The organism is Comamonas trifloxystrobinivorans, assembly GCF_043359985.1.
Lineage (GTDB): Bacteria > Pseudomonadota > Gammaproteobacteria > Burkholderiales > Burkholderiaceae_C > Comamonas > Comamonas trifloxystrobinivorans.
In genome coordinates, this window is record NZ_JBHZGV010000011.1 from 192583 (window position 1) to 218881 (window position 26299).

Here is a 26299-nt window from a genome sequence, read left to right on the forward strand (position 1 = left end):
TCAAATCAAAATATCTTTTCAACCAAATGCAACTTTCAATGTCTAATTTTTCTTAGGATTTCATCCGCTTCTTCACACCATCATCGGGCATCTGATACGGATAGAATTCCACCCCCGGATAGTCCAACCTATCAATTACCCGCTTCATGCTCTTGATAGAAAACGCTCCGGTATAGGTGTCGGTGTGAACGTCAAATTGTCCTCGGCCTGCGGTCATTGAATGCGCCACAGAATGACCCGCCAGACGACGGAGAATCAAAGCCTCGGGGATTCGCTCTTTATTGGCCGTCTCTTCCGATAAACCAGAGGCGTCCAAGATGGCTTGGGCCAGAGAACTGATGAAGCGATGGCGGAAGGAATGGAACACCACATTCTTATCATCGACCTTCAAATAATCTCGAAGATATTTTGTGTTGAACCACTGACTGGCAGCCTTACCATAGCCATCGGCCTTCGCCTTATTCAGGTCGAAAAGGTTGATAGGATTCCCAGCTTCTTCAACCTCCGCCCTTTTAGCTTCCACGTATTCAATAAAACCCAGTTCAATCAGTTTCTGATGGACTGGGATAATTCTGCGGCTCTCTTCGTTCTTGACCGTTTTTCCATCATCTTCCGTTGCGGTGATATTGAAATACCATAGCCCTTCATCATCTTGCTTGATGTCACTGGTCGTCAGTTGTGACAGCTCATTGACTCGGGCACCCGTGAATGCGGCCAGATGGATAATCCAATATTGATAGCTTCGGTTGTATAAGCCGTCACGGTAATAGTCTGAGCCAAATATTTGTTGAAGCTCGTTTTGATTGAAGGCGCGGCGCGTGACGCCCTTTCGGGCTTGGGTCGTTTTGACCTTGAAGCCATCCAGCAATGAGGGGTTGACCGCGTATTGACGCTTGCAGAACTCAAGGAAGTTTGCCGCCACCGTCAAATAACCATCCAAGGTGTTTTGCGTGATGGTTTGGGCTGGTTGGCCATCTCGCCCCAACAGGGTCTTGGCGCGTACCCGTTTGATGAGCGTATCGAAAGGATGCCCGGCAGCAGCGGGCAACTTGTCGATGTTCTTGGGGTAGTACGCAAGGTCTTTCCGGTACTGCTCCAAATCCAAGGGCGTGAGGGTGCCCACATGCCGGGCGCTGAAACGGTCAATGAAGGGTTTGAGGCGTGTACGAACTTGGGGAACCTTCTTGACGCCGATCTCCTTCTCGGTCGCCCGCTCTTCCTCGTACTTCAAATATTCTTTGACCAGTCGCCCAACGGTCTTTGACGCAGCGGGTGATAGGCGTCCTGGCTCGTTGATAGTAGGGGCATGAACTTCTTGGACTGGTGGGGGTGCGGGTGCAGGCTCGGCAGGTCTATCCCAAAGAGCCACTGTTGACAGAGACGTACGAGCCACGCCATTCATGACGCCCTCAATCAACTCATCCATGTTGCCCACATCCTCCGGGCCAAGGTCGGTCAACTCGATATCAAAACCCTGCCCTTTTATCTTCACGCCGAAGGGCATGGGCGGTGTTGTTGGCTTTTTCATGCGTGCTTGAAGGTATGCAATCGCGCTGGTGCGCGTGACCGTTGCATTTTCCATCAAGTAGCTATCGAACAAGACACGCAGATAGCGCGCCGTGCTCTTGGCATGGCGTGGGTCTTTGGTGCCGGTGGATAGCTTGAAGTCCCTACTCTCGGTAGGACTTCTTTGGGGCGCGGGTATGACAAACCGCGCGAAATAGACGCCGTTGCGGGATTTTTGAAGGTACGACGAGGACAGCATTCGAGGGCTCCGAGTGTGCCCCCTGGTGTCTCCCCGCAGTGTTTCTGTAACAGTACCCTAAAAATCCCTTTAGAAACAACAGCTTATAAATATGGTGGAGCTGGCGGGAATTGAACCCGCGTCCGTCAGCCTTCGTCGAGCAGATCTACATGTTTAGTGTTCTGGTTTGGATCTCACCTGCTGCAGCGCACAGACACACGCTCTGCAGCAAGCCAGTACCCTTAGATCTCGCCCCTTACCAAGGTACCCGGTAAGCGGCCAGCTGATGTAAATTCCCTTGCAGCCTGGAGGTATTGCTACCCCCTTGCCCAGCCCATCAACGTGCTGTTGCAAGGCTCACCGGATTTAAGCGGCGAGTGCGAAACGTTCGTCGTTTGCAGTTAGTTTTTTGAATGGAGATTTACGAGCGTCACTCAAGCTCGACATGCACCACACCGATCCCGAACCCACGTCGAAACCAGGACAGCCCCATGCATGATATTTTAGGCCAGTTTCAGGCGTTTCAAGAGCTCGCGAGGAGATTCGATGACATCGTCGGCCTGCCAGTGCTCAACCGACTGCTTTTCGCCCAGGTAACCATAGACGGCAGCCACGGTGTACATGCCTGCGGCTTTGCCAGCGATGATGTCGCGCTCGTCATCACCCACATACACACAGTGCTCGGGCGCAATGCCAATGCGGCGTGCGGCCTCAAACAAAGGTTCGGGGTGCGGCTTGGCATGCGGCGTGGTGTCGCCACTGACAACAGCGCCAGCGCTGGCAAACAAGGCCATTTGGCGCGATAGCGGCTCGGTAAAGCGCTTGGATTTGTTGGTTACAACGCCCCACTGCAGCTGGCGCGCAACAATGTTCGTCAACATTTCTTCGACGCCGTCAAAGATTTCGGTGTCTTGCGTCATGCGGCGTTCGTAGTTTTGGAAGAATTCTTCGCGCATATCGGCAAATTGGGCGTCTTCCGGGCTCATGCCAAAGGCTACGCGCAGCATGCCGCGCGCGCCAGAGCCAGCATGGGGCCGGTAATCAGCCATGGGCAGCGAGGGCATGCCACGGCTGACGCGCATTTGGTCTGCTGCGGCGCCCAGATCGGGGGCGCTGTCGATCAGGGTGCCATCCAGATCGAACAAGATGGCGCGAATGGGGTGTTTCAGCTGGGCGATGGGCATCAGGCAGGCTTTCGCGTGGCGATCATGTAGTTGACGCTGGTGTCTTCGTCCAACCAGTAGCGCTGCGTGAGCGGGTTGAACTGCAGGCCTTTGCTGTGCTCTACCACCAGGCCGGCGGCGCGGCAGTAGCTGGCCAGCTCGGCGGGGCGGATGAACTTGGCGTATTCGTGCGTGCCTTTGGGCAACATGCGCAGTACATATTCAGCACCCACAATGGCCAGGCCAAAGGCTTTGGCGTTGCGGTTGATGGTGGAGAAGAAGACCCAGCCGCCGGGTTTGACCAGGTCGTAGCAGGCTTTGACGACCGATGCCGGATCGGGCACGTGCTCCAGCATTTCCATGCAGGTGACGGTGTCAAAGCACTCGGGTTGCAGCAGCGCCAGCGTCTCTACAGCGATTTCTTTGTAGGTAATGTTGGGCGTTTGCGCCTCTAGCGCGTGCAGTTGCGCAACGCGCAGGGCTTTGGTTGCAAGGTCGATACCGGTGGCCGTGGCACCTTTGCGAGCCATGGAATCGGTCAAGATGCCGCCGCCACAACCGACGTCCAGCACCGTTTGGCCTGCCAATGGGCTGATGGCATTGATCCACTCCAGGCGCAGCGGGTTGATCTGGTGCAGGGGTTTGAATTCACTCTCCGGGTCCCACCAACGCATGGCGAGTTCGGAAAACTTGGCCAATTCGGCCGGATCGGCGTTCACTGTCTGGTTCATGGGCTTGATTGTCCACGATCTGCCGGCGCACGCAGGCATAAAAAAAGCCCCATTGCTGGGGCTTTTTTGTGTGAGGGCAGAAGAATTACTTCTTGGTGCCGACCACTTCGATTTCCACGCGACGGTTCTTGGCGCGGCCAGCAGCAGTCTTGTTGTCTGCCACGGGTTGCTTTTCGCCCTTACCTTCGGTGTACACGCGGCTCTTGTCGATGCCCTTGGACACCAGGTAAGCCTTCACAGCTTCAGCGCGACGCACCGACAGCTTCTGGTTGTAAGCATCGGTACCCACGGAGTCGGTGTGACCCACGGCGATGATGACTTCCAGGTTGATACCTTGGACCTTGCCAGCCAGATCGTCCAGCTTAGCCTTGCCTTCTGGCTTCAGCACCGACTTGTCGAAGTCGAAGAATGCGTCAGCAGCGTAGGTAACCTTTTGCACGGTAGCTGCAGGAGCCACAGGAGCAGCAGGCGTAGGAGCAGCGGTGGAAGGTGCCACAGGAGCAGGAGCTTCAGCAGCCTTGGCAGCCAGAGCGCCGTCGCAACCTTCAGCAGCGGTTGCAGGCGTCCAGTTGGCATCGCGCCAGCACAGTTCGTTGGTACCGTTCTTCCAGACCAGCTCGCCGGTGCCGTTTTGCCAGTTGTCCACTACCTTGCCGCCATCAGCAGCCTTAATTTGTGCTCCAGCGGCGGTTGCAAGCGCTGCAGAGGCAAACAACATCGCCACTTTGTTCAGTTTCTTCATGGTTCTCCTCTTGGGGAAAAAGCCGCAGCCGCGCTGCGAATCAAGACGTCGTCAGTGACCATCACCAAAAACGTTCTTACTTATTGTGCCATAGGCGGCCCTAATCGCCATAGTTATCTGTAGCACCAGGGGTAAGACAAAAGCGCATTGGGCCTAGAATGTTGCCAGCATGCAACATCGCCTTGCGCCTAAAATGCTTGCTGTACTTCGTCTATCACGTCAGGACCTATGACCCAGTTTGCTAAAGAAACATTGCCGATCAGCCTGGAAGAGGAAATGCGCCGCAGCTACCTCGATTACGCCATGAGCGTGATCGTCGGCCGGGCTCTGCCAGATGCTCGCGATGGCATGAAGCCTGTGCACCGCCGGGTTCTGTTTGCGATGCATGAACTCAACAACGATTGGAACCGCCCTTATAAGAAGAGTGCCCGTATCGTTGGTGATGTGATTGGTAAGTACCACCCGCACGGCGACATTGCGGTGTACGACACCATTGTGCGTATGGCGCAAGATTTTTCGCTGCGCCACATGCTGGTCGACGGCCAGGGCAACTTTGGCTCGGTCGACGGCGACAGCGCTGCGGCCATGCGTTATACCGAAATCCGCCTGTCCAAGATCGCCCACGAGATGCTGGCCGATATTGACAAAGAGACGGTCGATTTCGGCCCCAACTACGACGGCTCCGAGCAAGAGCCGCTGGTGCTGCCTACGCGCCTGCCCAACCTGCTGGTCAACGGCTCGGCCGGTATTGCAGTGGGTATGGCTACCAATATTCCGCCGCACAACCTGAATGAAGTGGTGGATGCCTGCCTGCATTTGCTGCACCACAGCGACGCCACGGTGGATGATCTGATGGAGATCATTCCCGCGCCTGACTTCCCGACCGCCGGCATTATTTATGGCATCAACGGCGTCAAAGAGGGCTATCGCACTGGCCGCGGCAAGGTGGTGATGCGCGCCAAGGTGCACTTTGAAGATATCGACAAGGGCCAGCGCCAGTCGATCATCGTCGACGAGCTGCCCTACCAGGTGAACAAGAAGACGCTGCAAGAGCGCATGGCCGAGCTGGTGCACGAGAAGAAGATCGAGGGCATCAGCCATATCCAGGACGAGTCCGACAAGTCCGGCATGCGCCTGGTGATCGAGCTCAAGCGCGGCGAAGTGCCCGAGGTGGTGCTGAACAATCTGTACAAGCAGACGCAGCTGCAAGACACCTTTGGCATGAACATGGTGGCCCTGGTCAATGGCCAGCCCAAGCTGTGCAATCTGCGCGATCTGGTGCAGGTGTTCCTGGAGCACCGCCGCGAGGTGGTGACCCGCCGCACCGTGTTCGAGCTGCGCAAGGCACGCGACCGTGGCCACGTGCTGGAAGGCCTGGCCGTGGCTCTGGCCAATATTGACGATTTCATCGCCATCATCCGCAACGCGCCTACGCCACCCGTGGCCAAGGCCGAGCTGATGGCCAAGAGCTGGGACAGCAAGCTGGTGCGCGAGATGCTCACCCGCACCCGCGCCGACGGCGGCGTGGTGAACGCTGACGATTACCGCCCCGAGGGCCTCGAAGTCGATTTCGGCATGCAGCAAGACGGCCTGTACCGCCTGTCCGAAACCCAGGCGCAAGAGATTTTGCAGATGCGTCTGCAACGCCTGACCGGCCTGGAGCAGGACAAGATCGTCGCCGAGTACAAGGACATCATGGCCTTGATCGAAGACCTGCTGGATATTCTGGCCAAGCCCGAGCGCGTGTCGACCATCATCGGCGAAGAGCTGGTGACTTTGAAGACCGAGTTCGGCCAAACCAAGCTGGGCGCACGCCGCTCCACTATTGAGTACAGCGCACAAGACCTGTCGACCGAAGACCTGATCACCCCGACCGACATGGTGGTGACGCTGTCGCATACCGGCTATATCAAGAGCCAGCCGCTGTCCGAGTACCGCTCGCAAAAGCGTGGCGGCCGCGGCAAGCAAGCCACCGCCACCAAAGAGGACGACTGGATCGACCAGCTCTTCATCGCCAACACGCACGATTATTTGCTGTGCTTCTCGAACCGCGGCCGCCTGTACTGGCTCAAGGTCTGGGAAGTGCCGGCCGGCTCGCGCGGTTCGCGCGGCCGCCCTATCGTCAACATGTTCCCGCTGCAGGACGACGAGAAGATCAACGTGGTGCTGCCGCTGACGGGCGAGTACCGCAGCTTCCCGGCCGACCACTATGTGTTCATGGCCACCAAGATGGGCACGGTCAAGAAGACTTCGCTCGACGAGTTCAGCAACCCGCGCAAGGCCGGCATTATCGCCGTGGGCCTGGACGATGGCGACGTGCTGATTGGCGCAGCGCTGACGGCCAGCCGCCACGATGTGATGCTGTTCAGCGACGGCGGCAAGGCCGTGCGTTTTGACGAAAACGATGTGCGCCCCATGGGCCGCAATGCCCGCGGTGTGCGTGGCATGAACATCGAAGAGAACCAGAACCTGATCGCCATGCTGGTGGCCGAGCAGCACCCGGCCGAGGTGAACGCCCGCAAGGCCAAGGACCTGCTCGAGAGCCTGCAAGCGCGCGAGAAGGAGCTGACCGAAGCCCAGGCTTCGAGCAGCGAGATCGAAGCCATCCGCCAGCAAGTGGACGAAGCCCGTGCCGCACTGGATACTGCCGACCGCGAAGCCGAAGCTGCGCTGGCCGAACTGCCACGCGAGACCATGCACAGCGTGCTGACCGCCACCGAAAACGGTTACGGCAAGCGCACCTCGATCAGCGAGTACACGCGCCACGGCCGCGGCACCAAGGGCATGATCGCCATCCAGCAATCCGAGCGTAACGGCAAGGTGGTGGCTGCCACCTTGGTGAGCGCAGACGACGAGATTATGCTGATCACCGATACCGGCGTGCTGGTGCGCACCCGCGTGAGCGAGATCCGCGAGATGGGCCGCGCCACCCAAGGCGTGACCCTGATCAGCCTGGACGACGGCGCCAAGCTCAGCGGCCTGCAACGTATCGTGGAAAACGATGCGCAGGCCGACGAGAACGGTGATGCCGCCGAAGGTGCAGAAGGCGCCGAGGGCGACAACAACACCGGCGAAGCGCCAGCCGCCGAATAAAGCGCCAGAAAAGCCATGTTGCGACATGGCTTTTTCTGCGCTGAATTGCTCCTTTATTTATAGCTACTTGCGCCCACCATGCGGGCGCCCCGAGCCTGATATGCAACGCCCTTATAACTTCTCGGCCGGACCGGCCGCCATCCCTGAAGAAGTGCTGCAAACCGCAGCCGCCGAGATGCTGAACTGGCACGGCAGCGGCATGAGCGTGATGGAGATGAGCCACCGCGGCAAGGAGTTCATCTCCATCGCCGAGAAGGCTGAAGCCGATTTCCGCCAACTGCTGGCCGTGCCGCAGAATTTCCACATTCTGTTCATGCAAGGCGGCGGCCTGGCCGAGAACGCCATCGTGCCGCTGAACCTGTCGCAAGGCGGCGATGCTGATTTTGTGGTGACCGGCAGCTGGAGCCAGAAGTCGGTCAAGGAAGCGGGCAAGTTCTGCAACGCAGCGGCGGCAGCGTCTGCCGAGGGCTCGGGCTTTACCCAGATTCCCGAAGCCAAAGATTGGAAGCTGCGCGACAGCGCCCAGTACGTGCACATTTGCAGCAACGAAACCATTCACGGTGTGGAGTTTCAGCAACTGCCCGATCTGGCCGCACTGGGCAGCAAGGCGCCGCTGGTGATCGATTTTTCTTCGCACGTGGCTTCGCGCAGCGTGGATTGGAGCCGTGTGGGCCTGGCCTTTGGCGGCGCGCAAAAGAACCTGGGCCCGGCCGGCCTGACCTTGGTGGTGGTGCGCGACGATCTGCTCGACCGCGCCCTGGCCGTTTGCCCCAGCGCTTTCAACTACCGCTTGGTGGCCGACAACAAGTCGATGTACAACACGCCTCCCACCTGGGGCATTTACATTGCCGGCCTCACCTTCGACTGGATCTTGCGCCAGCAAGAAGGCGCGCTCAGCGGCGTGGCCGCGCTGGAAGCCCGCAATATCGCCAAGGCCGAGCTGCTCTACCGCAGCATTGATGGATCGCAGCTGTACGAGAACCGCGTGGCGCACAACTGCCGCTCGCGCATGAACGTGCCGTTCTTTTTGAAGGACGAATCGCTGAACCAGGCCTTTTTGGACGGTGCCAAGGAGCGCGGCCTGTTGCAGCTCAAGGGCCACAAATCGGTGGGCGGCATGCGTGCCAGTATTTACAACGCCATGCCGCTGGCAGGCGTGCAAGCGCTGGTCGATTACATGCAAAGTTTCGAAAAGCAGGCCTGAGGCGCCGCACAAAATCTTTTACCCGGAGACATTCCTGAGCTATTCTTAGTGGTTGGCAGCGCCCTCCGAGCTGCCAGACCCGCCCATTCAGACCCATGAGCATCCAACCCCAAGCGTCCCCCGAACTCGCCGCACTGCGCGTCCAGATTGACAACCTGGATACCCAGCTGCTGACCTTGCTGAACCAGCGCGCCCTGGTGGCCGAGCGTGTCGGCGAGCTGAAAAAGCGCGAGGGCACGCCGTTTTTCCGCCCCGACCGCGTGGCCCAGGTCATCCACAAAATCGAGCAAGCCAACCCCGGCCCTTTGAAGGCCGCCCACGTTTCGGCCATCTGGCGCGAAATCATGTCGGCCTGCCTGGCGCTGGAATCGCCGCAGCGCGTGGCCGTGCTCGGCCCGGCCGGCACCTTCTGCGAAGAAGCCGCCATTCAGTATTTTGGCGGCGCGGCCGACATCAAGTACTGCAACAGTTTTGAAGAAGTCTTTCACTCCACCGCCGCCGGCAGCGCGCAGTTTGGTGTGGTGGGCGTAGAAAACTCCAACGAAGGCGTGGTAACGCGCTCGCTGGACATGTTCTTGCACACGCCTTGCCATGTGGTGGGCGAGGTGAGCCTGCTGATCCGCCACAACCTGATGCGCACCACCAATTCGCTCGAAGGCATTGAAGTGGTGGCCGCGCACCCACAAGCGCTGGCGCAGTGCCAGGGCTGGCTGTCCAAACATTTGCCGCACGCCGAGCGCCGCCCGGTGGAGAGCAATGCCGAAGGCGCACGCCTGGCCGCGCTCAACCCCAACTTTGCCGGCATCGCCAGCGAGCGCGCTGCTCAGCAATACGGGCTGCACATCATCAGCCACGCGATTCAGGACGACGCGTACAACCGCACGCGCTTTGCCATCATCTGCCTGCCGCACACGCTGGCCATGCCCGAGCCGTCGGCCAAAGATTGCACCAGCCTGGTGGTGTCGGTGCCCAACCGGCCAGGCGCAGTGCACGATTTGCTGGTGCCGCTGTCCAAGCACGGCGTGTCGATGACGCGTTTTGAATCGCGCCCGGCACGCACCGGCCAGTGGGAATACTATTTCTACATCGACCTCGATGGTCACCCGGCCCAGCCCAATGTGGCCAAGGCCCTCGAAGAACTGCGAGCGCTGTGCGCCTTCTACAAGGTGCTCGGTGCCTACCCTGTAGGGAGTTAAAGGGTGAAAAAGTTTGAACACATGGCCCTGATCGGCTGCGGACTGATGGGCGGCTCGTTTGCCCTGGCTGCCAAAAAGGCCGGGCTGGTCAAGCGCGTTGTGGGCTACAGCAAATCGCCCTCCACCACCAGCCGCGCACGCCAGATGGGCGCCATCGACGAAGAGGCCAGCTCGGCGCTGATCGCGGTGTCGGGCGCCGATCTGGTGGTGCTCGCCATTCCCGTGGCTTCTACCGAGCCAACGCTGCGCACCATCAAACACCTGATCCAGCCCGACACTTTGGTGATGGACGTGGGCTCCACCAAGGTTGATGTGGTCAACGCCGCCCGCAGCACGCTCAAAGACCGCTTTGGCTGCTTTGTGCCTGCGCACCCGATCACCGGCAAAGAGGTTTCTGGCGTGGAACACGCCGACGCCACGCTCTACAAAGATGCGCAAGTGGTGCTCACACCCACCGAGCTGACCAAGGTAGCGCAGCTGCGCAATGCCGAAGCGCTGTGGCGCGGCATTGGCGCCCATGTCACCAGCATGTCGCCCGAGATGCACGACACCGCGCTGGCCGCCAGCAGTCACGCGCCGCACCTGATAGCCATGGCTTTCATGAACGCGATCCTGGCGCAGGAAGACGGCCACCGCATTCTGTCGCTGGCCGGCCCGGGGTTCCGCGATTTCACCCGCATCGCAGCGGGCGAGCCCAATATGTGGCGCGACATCTTCATGGCCAACCGCAACGAAGTGCTCAAGCAAGTGCACTACCTGCAACATGTGCTGGGCCGCTACGAGGCAGCGCTGATGACGGACAACACCGCCGCCGTAGAGCAACTGGTGCGCAGCGCCAGCGAAACCCGCGCCCAGTGGAAGCCCGGCAAGCTGTACACGCCCGAATCGCTGGCCAAGAACAAGGCCGCTTGAGCGCCTGCCCGCCGCCCTTGGCTGCAGGCCCCGCCTCTGGCCGATATTCGGGCCGATAATATGCCGTGGCGCTACCTCACCGTAGCGCCACAGTTTTTTGACCCAACCCGCTGCCAGCGCCCACGCACACCGCGCCAGCAGCCCGCACACAGTAGAGCAAGCCATGTTCAGCACCGCGTTTTTAGATATTCCCGCCCTGCAAAGCGCCAATGGCGAAGTGCAGTTGCCCGGCTCTAAAAGCATCTCCAACCGCGTGCTGCTGCTGGCCGCGCTGAGCCAGGGCACCACCACCATCCACGACCTGCTCGATTCGGACGACACCCAGGTCATGCTGCAAGCGCTGCAGCAACTGGGCTGCGCCGTGGTGCGCAGCACCGACCCGGCGCACCTCAACAGCTACCACGTTACCGGCATTGCCGGCCAGCTGGCGCCTGCGCTGGCCGCCCGCACCACCGCCCTCTTTCTGGGCAACGCGGGCACCGCCATGCGCCCGCTGACAGCAGCGCTGGCCTTGCTGGGTGGCAATTTTGAGATGAGCGGCGTGCCCCGCATGCACGAGCGCCCGATTGGCGATTTGGTGGATGCGCTGCGCCAGCTCGGCTGCCAGATCGACTATTTGGGCAACGAAGGCTACCCGCCGCTGCGCCTGCGCCCCGTCACTGCCGCGCAGCTGCATCTGCAAGCGCCCATCCCCGTGCGCGGCGATGTCTCCAGCCAGTTCTTGACCGCGCTTTTGATGGCTTTGCCGCTGGTGGCGCGCCAGCAGGATGTGGCGATTGAGGTAGTGGGCGAGCTGATCTCCAAGCCCTACATCCACATCACGCTGGAGCTGCTCAAGCGCTTTGGCATTGCGGTACGCAACGACAACTGGCAGCGCTTCACCATCCCGGCGGGCAGCCAGTACCAGTCGCCACGCGAGATTCATGTGGAGGCCGATGCCTCGTCGGCCAGCTACTTCATCGCGCTGGGCGCCATCGCTGCAGGCAAAGGCAGCAAGCCCAATGCGCAAGGCAGCACCACGGTGGTGGACCGCGTGGTCAAAGTGCTGGGCGTGGGCGCGCAATCCATTCAGGGCGATATCCGCTTTGTCGAAGCTGCACGCGCCATGGGCGCTGCCATCATCAGCGGCCCGAACTGGCTCGAAATCCGTCGCGGCAGCTGGCCGCTGCAAGCCATTGATCTGGATTGCAACCACATTCCCGACGCTGCCATGACGCTGGCCGCCATGGCGCTGTACGCCAACGGCACCACCACTTTGCGCAATATCGCCAGCTGGCGCGTCAAAGAAACCGACCGGCTCACCGCCATGGCCACCGAGCTGCGCAAGCTGGGCGCCACCGTGGAAGAAGGCGCGGATTACATCAGCGTCACCCCACCCGCCAACCGCGAAGCCTGGAAGCCCGCCAGCATCCATACCTACGACGACCACCGCGTGGCCATGTGCTTCTCGCTGGCAGCCTTCAACCCGGCCGGACTGGCGGTACGCATTGAAGACCCGAAGTGCGTGGCCAAGACTTTCCCCGGCTATTTCGAAGCCTTGTTCTCGGCCGTGCGCCCGGTGCCCGGCAGCGTGCCGGTGATCTGCATCGACGGCCCGACCGCCTCGGGCAAGGGCACAGTGGCATCAGCCGTGGCCTCGGCGCTGGGTTACCACCTGCTCGATTCGGGTGCGCTCTACCGCATTACCGGCCTCGCTGCCACCCGGGCAGGCATCCCCATCGACAGCGAACACGACAGCCAGATTGCCGCGCTGATTGCGCAGCTCGACATTCAGTTCACCCCCGACCAGCGCGTGCTGCTCGACGGCGAAGACATCAGCCTGGCCATCCGCACCGAAGAGGCAGGCATGAACGCATCGCTCGTCTCTGCCCTGCCCGCCGTGCGCCAGGCTTTGGTGCAGACGCAACACGATTTTCGCCAGCTGCCCGGTCTGGTGGCCGATGGCCGCGACATGGGCACGGTGATTTTCCCGCTCGCCCCGCTCAAGGTCTACCTGACGGCCAGCGCCGCCAAGCGCGCCGAGCGCCGGCATAAACAGTTGATAGAAAAAGGAATACCGGCTACAATAGCCGACCTTCGTGCAGACCTTGAGGCGCGCGATGCGCGCGACATGAACCGCGCCACCGCCCCCTTGCAGGCTGCGCAAGATGCTCTCTTGCTGGACAACTCCGACACCACGGTCGATGAAGCCGTGGCCCAGGTGCTGTCTTGGTGGGAAAAGCGCCAACCCTTTGCCGCAGTGCAAAGCCGCTCGCAAGAATCCTCTTGAAAGCGCCGCTTTTGCCCTGATACAAAGCTTGGCAGGCCCCGGCTGCCTTCCACTGGTGTGTTCCATACCACCATGGGTTGCCGGGTTGTTTAACTTTTAACCCCGCGGAACCCTCCGCACACCTGCACAGCCAGTCTTAGAAACGATAGCAATAGTGCTAACGGAAACCTGCCTGTGTCTAAGGAAATACATGTCTGAATCTTTTGCCGCCCTTTTTGAAGAGTCGTTGACACGCACCGAAATGCGTCCTGGCGAAGTCATCACCGCTGAAGTCGTGCGCGTTGAGCACAACTTTGTCGTGGTGAACGCCGGCCTGAAGTCGGAAGCCTATGTGCCCCTCGACGAGTTCAAGAACGACCAGGGCGAAGTCGAAGTCCAAGTGGGTGACTTCGTGTCCGTGGCCATCGGCTCCATCGAAAACGGCTACGGCGACACCATCCTGTCGCGCGACACCGCCAAGCGTCTGGCCTCGTGGCTGTCGCTGGAAAAGGCGCTGGAATCTGGCGAATTCGTCACCGGCACCACCTCCGGCAAGGTCAAGGGCGGTCTGACCGTTCTGGTCAACGGCATCCGTGCCTTCCTGCCAGGCTCGCTGATCGACACCCGTCCGATCAAGGACCTGACCCCTTACGAAAACAAGACCCTGGAATTCAAGGTCATCAAGCTCGACCGCAAGCGCAACAACGTGGTGCTGAGCCGCCGCGCTGTGGTGGAAGCCTCGATGGGCGAAGAGCGCGCCAAGCTGATGGAAACCCTCAAGGAAGGCTCCATCGTTCAAGGCGTGGTCAAGAACATCACCGAATACGGTGCGTTCGTGGACCTGGGCGGCATCGACGGCCTGCTGCACATCACCGACATGGCATGGCGCCGCGTGCGTCACCCTTCGGAAGTGGTGCAAGCCGGTCAGGAAATCACCGCCAAGATCCTCAAGTTCGACACCGAGAAGAACCGCGTGTCTCTGGGTCTGAAGCAAATGGGCGACGACCCATGGCTGGGCGTGTCGCGCCGCTACCCTTCGGGCACCCGTCTGTTCGGCAAGGTCACCAACATTGCCGACTACGGCGCATTCGTGGAACTGGAACCCGGCATCGAAGGCCTGGTGCACGTCTCCGAAATGGACTGGACCAACAAGAACGTGGCTCCTTCCAAGCTGGTGTCGCTGGGTGACGAAGTCGAAGTCATGGTCCTCGAGATCGACGAAGACAAGCGCCGTATCAGCCTGGGCATGAAGCAATGCAAGGCCAACCCATGGCAAGAATTTGCTCAGAACACCAAGCGCGGCGACCGCGTGAAGGGCCCGATCAAGTCGATCACCGACTTCGGCGTGTTCGTGGGCCTGGCCTCGGGCATCGACGGCCTGGTGCACTTGTCTGACCTGTCGTGGAACGAAGCTGGCGAAGCTGCTGTCCGCAACTACAAGAAGGGTCAGGAAGTGGAAGCCATCGTGTTGGCAGTGGACGTTGACCGCGAGCGCATCTCGCTGGGCATCAAGCAACTCGACAGCGATGCTTTCACCACGTTCGCTACCGTGAACGACAAGGGCCAGATCGTGACCGGCAAGGTCAAGACCGTGGACGCCAAGGGCGCTGAAATCGACCTGGGCGACGACATCGTCGGCTACCTGCGTGCTTCCGAAATCTCGCAAGACCGCGTGGAAGATGCTCGTTCCGTCCTGAAGGAAGGCGACGAAGTGACCGCCGTGGTGACCAATGTGGATCGCAAGAGCCGCAGCATCTCCCTGTCGATCAAGCAAAAGGACCACGCTGAGCAACAAGAAGCCATGGCTTCGCTGTCGGCCCAGTCGTCCAAGGAAAACGCTGGTACCACCAGCCTGGGCGCTCTGCTGCGCGCCAAGCTGGACGCCGACAAGTAATTGACGGCCCCTGCTGCCGACCATGCCAAGCGATGCTTGGTATAGTCGGTTGCCAGCAAAAGGTGGGCGCTCAATGCGCCCACCAATGCTTTGTAGATATTGATTACTGAAGATTCCCATTCGTATGACCCGATCCGATCTGATTGAAGAGCTTGCCGAACGTTTTCACCAGCTGACCCAGCGGGATGCGGAGCAGGCTGTCAAAACGATTCTCGAGGCCATCGAAGACTCGCTGGTACGCGGCCAGCGCATTGAGATTCGCGGTTTTGGCAGCTTTACCATCACGCACCGCCAGCCCCGCCTGGGCCGCAACCCCCGCAGTGGCGAAGCCGTGCAAGTGCCCGCCAAGCGCGTGACGCACTTCAAGCCCGGCAAGGCCTTGCGCGAAGCCGTCGATGACCCGGCCAACATCCAGGCCTCCAGCACGCGAGCACAAAACAACGCAGAAGAAACGCCGTAAACACGGCAAGCCCGCGCGCTGCACCCCACCATTCAAACGCTCCGCTGGAGCGTTTTTTCTTGCCTGTTTGCTCATGGCGAGGCAAGCAGGCCAATGGGCAAAGCGCAGACGTCCACGCTTTACCAGCGCGACAAAGTTGGCAGCAGCCCGGCGCGCTATGCTGCTCAAAACGCACGCAGCACCACCATGCGCCAATCCACGCCAAACACCCAGTCCAACATCACCATCACGCGCCGCCAACATTTGCAATGGCTGGCGGCCTTGGGCGCGGCCAGCCAACTGCCTCTTGCCCGCGCTGCAGAGCTGCCGCTGAGCCCCTGGCCGGTCAGCGACGCCTTGTTTGGCCTGGGCGTAGCCAGTGGCGAGCCCACCAGCAACAGCGTCGTGCTGTGGACGCGCTTGTTGCCCAGCAGCGCCGAGCCCTTATTGCGAAGCCAGACTGTTCAGTGGGAAATCGCCCACGACGAACAGTTCAAACACCTGGTGCACAAAGGCGAAGCCACGGCCAGCCCGGACTGGGGCCACAGCGTGCACGTCGATGCCCAGGGGCTGGAGCCTGAGCGCTGGTACTTTTACCGCTTTCACTGCAGCGGCCAAACCAGCGCCACCGGCCGCACCCGCACAGCGCCTGCCGCTGGCGCCGCCGTACAAAACCTGCGGCTGGTGTTTGCCTCGTGCCAACGCTGGGAGCACGGCTACTATGCCGCCTGGCGCCACGCGCGCAATGAGAACCCGGATCTGGTGCTTTTTCTGGGCGATTACATCTACGAATACGCATCGCCCAAAGCCAATAGCAGCAACGCCCGAGCCCTGGAACAGCTGGCCAGCATGGCGCGCCTGCACCCGCTGCACTACCCGCGCAGCTTGCAAGACTACCGCGACCGCTACGCGCTGCACAAAAGCGACCCGGATCTGCAAGCCATGCACGCCCACTGCCCCTGGTTGGTGACCTGGGACGACCACGAGGTGGAGAACGATTATGCCGCCCTGCAAGGCGTGGGCGATGCCACCGCCTTTGCCCGCAAGCGCCTGGCCGCCTACCAGGCGTTTTTCGAGAACATGCCTTTGCGCGCCACCGTGGCCGCCAAGCAAAAACTGGCCGCCACAGAGCTGGCGCACTATTTCTCCAGCCCGCTGCTGTACCGCCCCTTGGCCTGGGGCCAGTTGGCCGATCTGCAGGTGCTGGACGCGCGCCAGCACCGCGATATCCAGGCCTGCCGCATGCCGGGTGAGAAGAACGAAGGCTCGGTCAAGCCCGCCGATTGCGCCGATCTGCAGAGCAATACCCGCAGCTTTCTGGGCTGGGAGCAAGAGCGCTGGCTGGCCCAGGCGCTGCAAAACAATGCCCGCTCGCGCCCGCAGAGCAAGCGCTGGAACGTGATTTGCCAACAGACCCTGTTCTGCGAGCGCAACTACCCCAATGGCCGCGCCAGTACCGACAGCTGGGGCGGCTACCCAGCTGCACGCCAGCGCCTCATCAACGCCATTGCCGAGGCCGCGCCACGCAATACCGTGCTACTGGGTGGCGATATTCACCAGAACTACGTCTGCCGCATCGAGAACCCGGAGGCCGTGGATGCCGCCTACCGCGTGGTGGCGAGCGAGTTTTGCGGCACCTCGATCACATCGCACTCTGGCACCACGCAAGCGAAGGTGGACGCCATCGTCGCCCGCAATCCGCAAGTGCTGTTTGCGCGCTGCGAAGAGCGCGGTTACGGCGTTTGCGACATCACGCCCAGCCTTTGGACCACGCAGTTGCGCACCGTCGTTGACCCCTTGCGTGCTGACAGCGGTATCCGCACCCAGGCCCGCTTTGTGGTGCAAGACCGGCTGGCCGGGCCACAAGCAGCGTAGAGACGGCTTGCCGTCTGACAATGCAGCGTCTGGAGAGCAGCGCGCATAAGCGTTAGGATGCTGCGATCCACTAAAAAGAGGAGCAGCATCCATGGCCCGTCCAGCAACCAAAGCAGATTCCGTCCGCCGCCCTTTCAAGCGTTGGGCTTGGCAGTTGAGCGCCGTGGCCGCAGCCGCCCTGCTCGCCGCCTGTACCAGCACGCCAACGCTCAACTACCAGCCGCCCCAGGTGGCAGACCAGCCCGAAGGCAGCTCAGGTTGGACCGACAAGCCCGGCTGGGCCAATGAGAAATTCGCCGTGGCGGCCGCCAACCCCTTGGCCACCGATGCCGGCTACCAGGTGTTGAAAGCCGGTGGTAGCGCCATCGATGCCGCCATTGCCGTGCAGTTGGTACTGGGCCTGGTAGAGCCGCAATCAAGCGGCATCGGCGGCGGCGCCTTTTTGCTGCACGCCCAAGGCTCCAAGGTCGAGGCCTATGACGGCCGGGAAGTAGCGCCCGCTGCGGCCGACGAGAACCTGTTCATGAAAGACGGCAAGCCCATGGCTTTTCACGACGCTGTCGTCGGCGGCCGCTCGGTGGGCGTGCCCGGCGCCATCCGCATGTTGGAGCTGGCCCACCAGGAGCACGGCAAGCTGCCCTGGGCCAGCCTGTTCGAGCCAGCGATTCGCCTGGCGAGCGATGGCTTCAAGGTCAGCCCGCGCCTGAATACGCTGACCGCGCAAGAGAAGTTCCTCGGCCAAGACCCGTTGGCCAGCAGCTATTTTCTCGATGCCAATGGCAAGCCCTGGCCGGTAGGCCATGTGCTGAAGAACCCCGAGTACGCAGCCGTCTTGAAGGACATTGCCCAAAACGGCTCCAAAGCTTTGCTCGAAGGCCCGGTGGCCGATGCCATCGTCAAAAAAGTGCAAGGCCACGCCACCAACCCGGGCAAGCTCACGGCCGCCGATCTGGCTGCTTACAAACCGGTGAAACGTGCTGCGCTGTGCAGCGACTACACGCCGCAAGCCAATGCAGTGCCAGCACGCAGCTACCGCATCTGCGGCTTTCCGCCACCCAGCTCGGGCGCGATTGCTGTGGGGCAGATTCTGGGCATTCTGGCCAACACCCAGGCCCAGCAAATCCCCTTGGGCAATGACGGCCTGCCAAGCGCCGACTGGCTGTATCTGTACGCCGAAGCCGCGCGCCTGGCCTTTGCCGACCGCAACCAATATGTGGCCGACCCGGCTTTCGTGAAAGCCCCCGGCGGCGACTGGAGCAGCATGCTGCGCCCCGGCTATCTGGCCGAACGCGCCAAACTCATAGGCGCGCAAAGCATGAAACAGGCCCAACCCGGTCAGCCCGGCGCTGTGCAAACCGCTTACGCCACCCAGCCCTACCAGCTGGAATACGGAACCAGCCACATCAGTATCGTCGATGCCTATGGCAACGCGATTGCCATGACCACCACCATCGAAGACCAGTTTGGCTCGCGCCAGATGGTCAATACCGGGCGCGGCCTGTCTGGCGGCTTTTTGCTGAACAACGAGCTGACCGATTTCAGCCTGGCGCCACGCGATGCCCAGGGCCAGCCCATTGCCAACCGGGTAGAGCCCGGCAAGCGCCCACGCTCGTCGATGGCGCCCACGCTGGTGTTCGACAAGGCCAGCGACAAGCTGCTGGTGAGCGCCGGCAGCCCCGGCGGCGCCTGGATCATCCACTACACCACCAAAACGCTGTACGGCATGCTCAACTGGGGCCTGATGCCGCAACAAGCGATCAACCTGCCCAACTTCGGCAGCCTCAACGGCCCCACCATAATGGAAGAAAAGCGCTTCCCCGCCGCCACCGTGCAAGCGCTGGGCGCGCGCGGCGCCGAGGTAAAAGAGCAGAACCTGACCAGCGGCCTGCAAGCGCTCTCGCGCGGCGAAGCGCATGGCAAATCGCTGTGGTTCGGCGGCGCCGACCCGCGCCGCGAAGGCGTGGTGATGGGGCAGTAAAACCGTACGCGACAACCCTTGCCAGCCCCAGAAGCCGCTTCTTTGCGGCTTCTTCATTTTCAAAAACTTTCTTCGTCTGTTAAAAGCTAAGCCTGTGACGGCAAGATCTGCAGCTTGGGTGCCCCGAAGCCTTCAGTTTTGACCTTGTCCATGTTTATGCAAGTCAGGGACTGCAGCCGGTTGCTCTTCTGATCTCGCCCACTAGCGCCTGGGCGAGCCTTCTCTGCAAACTAGCGAAATGCTTGCGGAGCGACAAGACCACGTTGTTATTGAGCATTCCGGCAACCACTGAAAATAAGCAGCGGCAATGACTGCAATGCGCTCCATTCGAAGCTGATGGGCAGTAGCGCTCACGACCACCTCGTCTTGGCGGTTTTTCGCCAAAGGATGCAGTGCGTACGCAACGACATTGTTAAACAGTGTGGATTCACTCACAAGCAACATTGACCTAGATCAATGCCTGCAGTTCCTTACACCCGCCTGCATCAATAAATGTTTAAACTATCAATTTTGTAACAAATATAACAAATTTCAATTCAAATACGAGCTACGCCATCCATGCACATTCGATTCCTCTTTGCAGCTTCGGCACTCGCTGTCTCAGCGACTGCCTTCGCTGCACCTTCCTACGCACCGGCCCTGGAGCGTGCCGTCGCCCTGGAGCAAAAGGGCGAGTGGGCGGCTGCGCGCCAAGGCTACGCCGAAGTGGCAGAGCTCGCGCAAGCGGAGGAAAAGCGAGGGGCTCTGCTGGGCCTGGCCCGGGTCGCCAGGGCGGAAAACCGCCTGTCGGATGCCCGCGCCATTTACGCGCAACTGTTGGCCAACAACGCTTCGGACGTCGATGCCACCAACGGCATGGCCTGGCTCGCACTGGCCAACAACCAGGTGCGCGAGGCGCAAACGGGTTTTCAACAAGCTCTGGCCATGAGCCCGGACAACGCCGAAGCGCAAACCGGCCTGCAGCACGCAGCGCAAACCTTTCCCTACCAGTTGGATGTCCGAGGCAGCTGGCTCAACAACCGCTACGGCCATCTCTGGGGCGCCAGCGCCAATCTGGTGGCTGCACTGGACTCTCGGCAAACGGTAGATGTGGCCTTGCGCCGCAACAGCGCAGATATAGGCTTGCTCGATCAGCTTACGAGCACGCGTTTGCGGCCTTCCACGGCGGTGGCCCTCGGTTATGGCTGGCAGATTCCCCAGCGCTACGGCGTTCGGGTGGAGGCGGAGCACGTGGATCGCAGCGGCCTGTCAACGCAGCAGCGCCTGGGCATCGAAGGCAACTACCAGCTGACGACCAGTTTGCGCGTGTCCGCCGGCATCCGCCAAAGCTTTGGCACTGGCTGGCGCTCGCAGCTGCGCATTGTGGGCCTGAGCTATGCCTTGGGCAACGGCTGGGAAGTGGCCACACGTGTCTACTCCGAGCACAACAAAGAGTTCGACACCAACCGCAATGCCGTGGCCGTAGAAGCCATTCGCCACGGGCCGGGGCACATGCTCTGGGTGGTGGGCGCCAGCCATGGCACCTCGCCCAGCGCAACCGACGTCTATGCCCGCACGGTCTTCCCCGTCGGGCGGCAAGACGCGATTTTGGCAACGCTTCGGCGACTTTCTCTCAACCATGAAACGCAGGTGGAACTAGGGTGGCGCAAGTATTGGAACTAGGGAACAAACCGGCTGCTTCGTCGCAGACACCATTCAGCATTCTGCTGGTTGACAGTGACGAGGTGCACGCACGCCTGATTTTTGGCTGGTTCACCGAGCGGGCGGACATGCGGCTGACGCAATGCGCATCGGTTGACGAGGCGCGCCGTTTGCTGCCCGCCAACCAGTGGGATCTGGTCGTGGTCAACCTCGAAGACCTGGCAGCGGCGCAAACCACAGCAAGTGCCCCCCTTGCGGGCAGCAGCAACCTGCCGGTACTGGCCATTGCCCGCCAGTTCAGCCCGGAGCTGATGCGGGTGGCATTGCAGCAGCGCGTCAACGGCGTGCTGGGCCGGCCCTATTCGCGCAAGGAGTTTTTCGATCAGGTGAGCGCGCTGGCCCAGGCCAAGCGCAAGCACAAGCCGCCGCAAAAGCAAGTCATCCTCGCCATTGGCGCGCACCCCGATGATGTAGAGATTGGCTGCGGCGGCACCTTGCTCAAAAAGCGTGCCCTGGGCCACGAAGTGGTGGTACTGACCCTGAGCCAGGGTGGCAAGGGTGGCGACGTGAACCTGCGCCTGAAAGAAGCCTGGAACGCCTCGCGCCTGCTGGGCGCCAAGCTCAAGGTCTGCGACTTGCCCGATTCAGGGATCACCGACGGCAGCAAGACCATCGACCTGATCGAGCAAGCCGTGCGCGAGGTGGGGCCAACCCATGTCTACACCCATTCCCGGCACGACACCCACCAGGACCACCGCAACGTGCACCTGGCCACGATGGTGGCAACCCGGCAGCCCCCCAACGTCTACTGCTACCAATCGCCGTCCACGACCATCGATTTTCGCCCCAGCCTGTTTGTCGACATCTCGGAGCAGATAGCCACCAAGGTGCAAATGATCGAAGCCTACCGCAGCCAGGTGGTACGCCACGCGGGCCTGGAAGGCGACTTTATCGAGGCCACGGCCCGCTATTGGGGCCGCCATGCCAACTACGCTTTGGTGGAGCCGCTGGAAGTCATCCGCCAGCTCGAAGCCTGAAAGCCGCGCTCAGGTCCAGCACTTCCGTATTGCGCACGGGCTGGGCCACCTCTTGCGCGCGAAACTGACGCATGGACCCGGCGCTGTCATCAAGCCCCTGGGTCAGCACCATTTGAAAGGCCCGCAGAAACTGACCATGACCGACCACCAGCACAAACCCGGGCGCAAGCTGGCGCAGCCGCTGCTCAAACGCCTGCACCCGCGCGATAAAAGCGGCAAAAGACTCGGCGTCGGTGCCGTCAGCATAAGCCGGGTCTGCGCTCTCCCAGTATTGGGCCACCCAGGGGCGGCGGGTTTGAACGGTGGAGCCGGCGCAACGCGCGGGGCTGAGGTAGACGAACTCCTGAATCGGCCAGGTTTCCTGCGGCGTGTCGGGCCAGCGCTGCAACAAAGGCGCGGCGGTTTGGCGCGCGCGCAGCAAGGGCGAGGTAATGACCAGATCGGGCTGTCTGTCCACGGTGACCGCCAAATCGCGCGCTTGTTGCCAACCCAGCTCGGTAAGCGGCGCGTCCATGTCCGATTGCGCGCCAGCATTGACCGTGCTTTGGCCATGGCGCGCCAGCCACAGCGTCATTTCGGGCATAGCGCCTGCCACTCTGCTATATCGACCACTTGTTCCACCAGATACCGAACCGTCATGACTTCTTGGAAAGGCAACAGCGCATCGGGCATTTTCTGCCCCTGCACCTCGGCCACCAGCAAGGCTGGCAGGTTGATGCCGGCGGCATCCGTCAGCGGCAGCGTGCCCGGGAAGCGGGGGTTGATCTCCAGCAACTTGGGCTGGCCTTGCGCGTCTTCGCGGAACTGCACATTGGCCACATACCGCACGCCAATGGCTTGCGCCATCTCGATGGCTGCCTGGCTGAGCGCTGGCAAATGCTGCGTGCGCGCGGCCATGGCAATGCCGGAATCGATGCGCATGCGCAGCCGGGGAACCGCAGCAATGCCGGTGCCGTCGGCGCGCAAATACACATCGACCGAGTACTCGTTGCCCGGCAGCCATTCTTGCAGCAAGTACGAGCCGTCTTGCGGCAGTGCGTCCAGCTCTTCGCGGTTGTGCACCAGCTGCACACCCCGCCCGCCTGCGCCGCGGCGAGGTTTGGCAAACACAGGAAAAGCCTCGCGGCTCGATGCCGCGGTCAAGGCCTCAAAGTACGGTACTGTCGCCAGCCCAGCCGCTTGGGCAGCACTGAGCAGCGCCAGCTTGTCGGCACAGCGCTCCAGCGCTGGCAGCGGCGAGAGCGGCAGCGCAATACCTTGCGCGGCAAACTCCTGGCTCAGGCGGGCCAGCGGCACCAGCTCGGCGTCCACCGTGGAAATCAGCAGCTCGATTCCCAAGCGCTGGCACTGCTCCAGCACATGGCTGGCAAAGCCGGGCGCGTCGCCACGTGGCACGATCAAGCGCTGTGCTGCGGGCACAAGGAATAACCCGCTTGCGCAAGCATCCATGTCTGCCATGAAAATCTGGTGCTCGGCGCCCAGGCTTTTCCAAACACTGATGGCAGAAGGGCCACCGGCCCCGGTGATTAATATTTTCATGATCAAAATAGCTGGGTGGATGGTCTGCCCTCATTGTGCTTCATAGCTGACGAACAAACAAAATGGATCTGGCAAGGCAATGTATGGAATGGCTGCTGATGGTGCTGGTGTTTGGCGGCACCATCCCCATGCTGGTCTCCTGCGGGCAATTCCTGCTGGTGGGCCTGCATGGCCTGCGCGCGCCCTACTCGCATTGCGGCAACTGCACGCCCCGCGTGGCCTTCATCGTGCCGGCCTGGAACGAGGGCCCGAGCATCCAGGCAACCATCCAATGTTTGATGCAGCTCAACTACCCGCCTGACCGGGTGCGGGTGGTCGTGGTCGACGACGCCAGCACCGACGACACGCCCCAGATCCTGCAACAGGCACAAGCCAAGTATCCAGGCCGCGTCTTCCACCTTCGGCGCAAAAATGGCGGGCAAGGCAAGGCCCACACGCTCAACTACGGGCTGGAGAAAGTGCTGGAAGACAGCTGGATGGAGGCCGTCGTCATCATGGATGCAGACGTGCTCTTTCCGCCCCCTGCTCTGATGCGCATGACGCGCCACCTGGCAGACCCCGAGGTGGGCGCAGTCACCGCCTACATCAAGGAAGGCAGCCGCCCCGGCAACATGCTCGCCCGCTTCATCGCGTTTGAATACGTTGCGGCGCAAGCGGCCGCCCGGCGTTCGCAAAACATCACCGGTGCGCTGCTGTGCATGGCAGGCGGCGCGCAACTGCACACCCGGAAAAACCTGGTGGCCATGGGCGGGCGTATCAAGACTTCATCGCTCGCAGAAGATACCGACACCACGCTCAGAACGCAGCTCAACGGCTACAAGGCCTTGTTCGATGGCAATGCCGTGGTCTGGGCCGAGGAGCCGGGAAGCCTGGAATCGCTTTGGAAACAGCGCTTGCGCTGGGCCCGCGGCAACCTGCAACTCACCAAGCTCTACCGCAAATTGTGGTTTCGCCCCAGCGTGCACCAGCGCTTGGGCGGCCTGTGGTTTGGCACCGTATGGTTTGCGACGGTGGCCGTACCTTTGCTGGCCATTGGCTCATCTCTGGGGCTGCTGGGACTGCACTTTGCCAACCCGGGCTTGGCGAGCACGGTTTTCAAACATTTCTGGATGCTCAGTGCCCTGGTGTTCAGCTTTATCACCTGGTTTGCCATCTTGATCGACCCCAACACCGGCAAGCGCTCGTGGTTCGAAGGGCTGATCTACCCCGGGCTCATCAGCCTGTACTTCATGCTGGCCTCGGCCATCCAGGTGATAGACAGCAGCCTGTCCCTGATCCCCGAGAGCGTGAAGTACCTCGCCTACACCTGGAGCAGCCTCAACATGCTGTTCATCTGGGCGCTTTACCGGGCCGAGAAGCTGGGCCTGCCCTCCTGGCTGCGCAACCTGATGGTCATTCTTATCGGCTACGGCGCGCTCAACGGCGCGGTGGCCTGTGCCGCCTATGTGGCCGAATGGAAAGGCCTGGACCGGCGCTGGGACAAAACTGAAAAATCCGGCAAAGGCAGAATTCTGGAATGAACGATCTCAACTCCCAATTTGCCAAGCTGCAGGCCGAAGACACCCGCAATGAACGGCGCCTGGCCTGGGCCGAGTTGCTGGTGCTGGTGACACTGGTATTGGCCGCCATCGGGATTGCCTGGCTGCTCAACCGTTGAAAGGGCACAGCAGACCCGGACCTGCAGGCGCGCGCGAGGCGGCGCCGGCCTCAAAAGCAGTAGCCAAGCAGGGCTGACACGCTGGCGACGAGGCTGCGCCCGGCACGGCCAGTAAGATCAATTCGCCAACTGTTCAAGACAGCCGGACACCCGCCCGGCCCTCAGGAGCGAACCATGCCCCCTACCAGCACCGCCAAACTCTACCTCGAAGACTTGGCCGTGGGTGACCAATTCGTCAGCGCCAGCCACGCCTTGGATGCCGAGCAAATCATCGGCTTTGCCTCGCAGTACGATCCCCAGCCTTTCCATCTGGATGACGAGGCCGCGCAACACAGCCCCTTTGGCGGCCTGGCGGCCAGCGGCTGGCATACCGTGGGCATCACCATGCGCCTGATTGTGCAAAGCCTGCCCATGGCCCAAGGCATTATTGGCGCAGGCGCAGAAGTCAGCTGGTCGCAACCCACCCGGCCCGGCGATGTACTGCAGGTCACCAGCACCATCTTGGAGATCACGCCCTCGCGCTCCAAGCCCGATCGCGCCATGGTGAAGATCGAAAGCATCACCCGCAACCAGCGCGGCGAGCCGCTGCAAAAGCTCACCAGCAAGGTGCTCGCCTTCAAACGCGGCACTGCCGCCGCAGCACCAGCGCAGCGCTGAAGGAGCCAGTGCTTATTGCTCGGCGATCACGTCGATAAACACCAACGGCTCGGTGCCGGTGGCCGTCAAACCGTGCGATTCGCCCTTGCGAACAATCGTCACATCACCGGCTTTGACGGGCACGTCCTTGCCATCCTTGTCTTTGAAAACACCGGTGCCCGAGACGATGATGTAGGTGTCCTCATTGGTGGTGTGCGGGTGGTAGCCAATCGAATCACCGGGTTTCAGCGTCAGCCAGCTGATCTCCTTGATGGCTTCGTCCTTCTTGGCCTTGTCGCGGGTAAAAGCGTATTCGCCCAGCAACACGCCCTGGCCACCGCCGGCCTTTTCCTTTTGCTGCTTGAGCATGCTCTCCTTGGCATACACCTCGGCATGCGCTGGCGCAGCCACCAGCCAAGCGCCAGCAAGCAAAACCAAAGAAGCCCCCAGCCAGGCCAGTTTCCGATTGGCAGGCTGGGTGGCGAGAACAGAGGCAGCAAAGAATGAACGCATACGGGGGTCTCCGGAGTCGGTGGTTTGTCTGAGCACCCACTCTAGGCAGAGCCACCG

At 61.3% G+C, this 26299-nt stretch carries 21 protein-coding genes and 1 other RNA gene; 14 read left to right on the top strand and 8 right to left on the bottom strand.

Features of this window, described 5'->3' with window-relative positions; genetic code table 11:
* Positions 1-52: 52 nt before the first annotated feature.
* From ACFIQF_RS15250 to ompA, 5 genes are all read right to left on the bottom strand, one after another.
* Entirely contained in the window at positions 53-1765 is a 1713-nt protein-coding gene (locus ACFIQF_RS15250) for a DUF6538 domain-containing protein (protein WP_393944109.1), read from the bottom strand.
* A gap of 92 nt (positions 1766-1857) precedes the next feature.
* Positions 1858-2235, bottom strand: a transfer-messenger RNA (tmRNA) gene (gene ssrA / locus ACFIQF_RS15255).
* Positions 2236-2247: 12 nt separating this feature from the next.
* On the bottom strand, positions 2248-2928 hold the full coding sequence (locus tag ACFIQF_RS15260; protein ID WP_393944111.1) for an HAD-IA family hydrolase: 681 nt from the start codon (positions 2926-2928) through the stop codon (positions 2248-2250).
* Positions 2928-3638: a bifunctional 2-polyprenyl-6-hydroxyphenol methylase/3-demethylubiquinol 3-O-methyltransferase UbiG gene (ubiG, locus tag ACFIQF_RS15265; protein ID WP_393944113.1), complete on the bottom strand. Its 711-nt coding sequence runs from the start codon at positions 3636-3638 to the stop codon at positions 2928-2930. The genes ACFIQF_RS15260 and ubiG overlap by 1 nt, the downstream gene beginning before the upstream one ends.
* A gap of 85 nt (positions 3639-3723) precedes the next feature.
* Positions 3724-4380, bottom strand: a complete 657-nt coding sequence (gene ompA, locus ACFIQF_RS15270; protein ID WP_393944115.1) for an outer membrane protein OmpA — start codon at positions 4378-4380, stop codon at positions 3724-3726.
* A gap of 228 nt (positions 4381-4608) precedes the next feature.
* On the opposite strand from ompA, the gene gyrA reads away from it, so the two are divergent.
* The 11 genes from gyrA (at position 4609) to ACFIQF_RS15325 (ending at position 21897) form a co-directional block, all read left to right on the top strand.
* Positions 4609-7473: a DNA gyrase subunit A gene (gyrA, locus tag ACFIQF_RS15275; RefSeq protein ID WP_393944117.1), complete on the top strand. Its 2865-nt coding sequence runs from the start codon at positions 4609-4611 to the stop codon at positions 7471-7473.
* Between the two features lie 100 nt (positions 7474-7573).
* On the top strand, positions 7574-8677 hold the full coding sequence (gene serC / locus ACFIQF_RS15280) for a 3-phosphoserine/phosphohydroxythreonine transaminase (protein WP_393944119.1): 1104 nt from the start codon (positions 7574-7576) through the stop codon (positions 8675-8677).
* 95 nt (positions 8678-8772) lie between these two features.
* Positions 8773-9873, top strand: a complete 1101-nt coding sequence (gene pheA / locus ACFIQF_RS15285) for a prephenate dehydratase (RefSeq protein ID WP_393944120.1) — start codon at positions 8773-8775, stop codon at positions 9871-9873.
* 21 nt (positions 9874-9894) lie between these two features.
* Positions 9895-10785 carry a prephenate dehydrogenase gene (locus tag ACFIQF_RS15290; RefSeq protein ID WP_393944193.1) on the top strand — a complete coding sequence of 297 codons (891 nt, stop codon included), beginning with the start codon at positions 9895-9897 and terminating at the stop codon, positions 10783-10785.
* A 163-nt stretch (positions 10786-10948) separates the two neighbouring features.
* Complete coding sequence (locus ACFIQF_RS15295) at positions 10949-13054, top strand: bifunctional 3-phosphoshikimate 1-carboxyvinyltransferase/cytidylate kinase (protein ID WP_393944195.1); 2106 nt, start codon at positions 10949-10951, stop codon at positions 13052-13054.
* A gap of 190 nt (positions 13055-13244) precedes the next feature.
* On the top strand, positions 13245-14927 hold the full coding sequence (gene rpsA, locus ACFIQF_RS15300) for a 30S ribosomal protein S1 (protein WP_393944122.1): 1683 nt from the start codon (positions 13245-13247) through the stop codon (positions 14925-14927).
* Positions 14928-15051: 124 nt separating this feature from the next.
* Positions 15052-15387, top strand: a complete 336-nt coding sequence (locus tag ACFIQF_RS15305; RefSeq protein WP_393944123.1) for an integration host factor subunit beta — start codon at positions 15052-15054, stop codon at positions 15385-15387.
* A gap of 186 nt (positions 15388-15573) precedes the next feature.
* Positions 15574-17241: an alkaline phosphatase D family protein gene (locus tag ACFIQF_RS15310; protein WP_393944196.1), complete on the top strand. Its 1668-nt coding sequence runs from the start codon at positions 15574-15576 to the stop codon at positions 17239-17241.
* Positions 17242-17332: 91 nt separating this feature from the next.
* Positions 17333-19219, top strand: a complete 1887-nt coding sequence (locus ACFIQF_RS15315; protein ID WP_393944125.1) for a gamma-glutamyltransferase family protein — start codon at positions 17333-17335, stop codon at positions 19217-19219.
* A 558-nt stretch (positions 19220-19777) separates the two neighbouring features.
* Positions 19778-20881, top strand: a complete 1104-nt coding sequence (locus ACFIQF_RS15320) for a hypothetical protein (protein ID WP_393944126.1) — start codon at positions 19778-19780, stop codon at positions 20879-20881.
* Positions 20872-21897, top strand: a complete 1026-nt coding sequence (locus tag ACFIQF_RS15325; RefSeq protein WP_393944127.1) for a PIG-L family deacetylase — start codon at positions 20872-20874, stop codon at positions 21895-21897. Before ACFIQF_RS15320 ends, ACFIQF_RS15325 begins: the two co-directional genes overlap by 10 nt.
* Here the strand turns inward: ACFIQF_RS15325 and ACFIQF_RS15330 are convergent.
* Complete coding sequence (locus tag ACFIQF_RS15330; protein ID WP_393944129.1) at positions 21875-22480, bottom strand: histidine phosphatase family protein; 606 nt, start codon at positions 22478-22480, stop codon at positions 21875-21877. The genes ACFIQF_RS15325 and ACFIQF_RS15330 overlap by 23 nt on opposite strands.
* Positions 22468-23436 carry an ATP-grasp domain-containing protein gene (locus tag ACFIQF_RS15335; protein WP_393944130.1) on the bottom strand — a complete coding sequence of 323 codons (969 nt, stop codon included), beginning with the start codon at positions 23434-23436 and terminating at the stop codon, positions 22468-22470. The genes ACFIQF_RS15330 and ACFIQF_RS15335 overlap by 13 nt, the downstream gene beginning before the upstream one ends.
* 83 nt (positions 23437-23519) lie before the next feature.
* Here ACFIQF_RS15335 and ACFIQF_RS15340 point away from each other — a divergent pair, with 83 nt between their 5' ends.
* The 3 genes from ACFIQF_RS15340 (at position 23520) to ACFIQF_RS15350 (ending at position 25750) form a co-directional block, all read left to right on the top strand.
* Positions 23520-24956 carry a glycosyltransferase family 2 protein gene (locus ACFIQF_RS15340; protein ID WP_393944132.1) on the top strand — a complete coding sequence of 479 codons (1437 nt, stop codon included), beginning with the start codon at positions 23520-23522 and terminating at the stop codon, positions 24954-24956.
* Positions 24953-25093 (top strand): hypothetical protein, encoded by a 141-nt coding sequence (locus ACFIQF_RS15345; protein ID WP_393944134.1) that lies wholly within the window; start codon positions 24953-24955, stop codon positions 25091-25093. Before ACFIQF_RS15340 ends, ACFIQF_RS15345 begins: the two co-directional genes overlap by 4 nt.
* Positions 25094-25267: 174 nt before the next feature.
* The gene (locus ACFIQF_RS15350) at positions 25268-25750 is read left to right on the top strand and encodes a MaoC family dehydratase (RefSeq protein WP_393944136.1); all 483 of its coding nucleotides are present in this window, start codon (positions 25268-25270) and stop codon (positions 25748-25750) included.
* Positions 25751-25762: 12 nt separating this feature from the next.
* On the opposite strand, the gene ACFIQF_RS15355 is transcribed toward ACFIQF_RS15350, so the two are convergent.
* Positions 25763-26242, bottom strand: a complete 480-nt coding sequence (locus ACFIQF_RS15355; RefSeq protein ID WP_393944138.1) for a cupin domain-containing protein — start codon at positions 26240-26242, stop codon at positions 25763-25765.
* Positions 26243-26299: the final 57 nt, after the last annotated feature.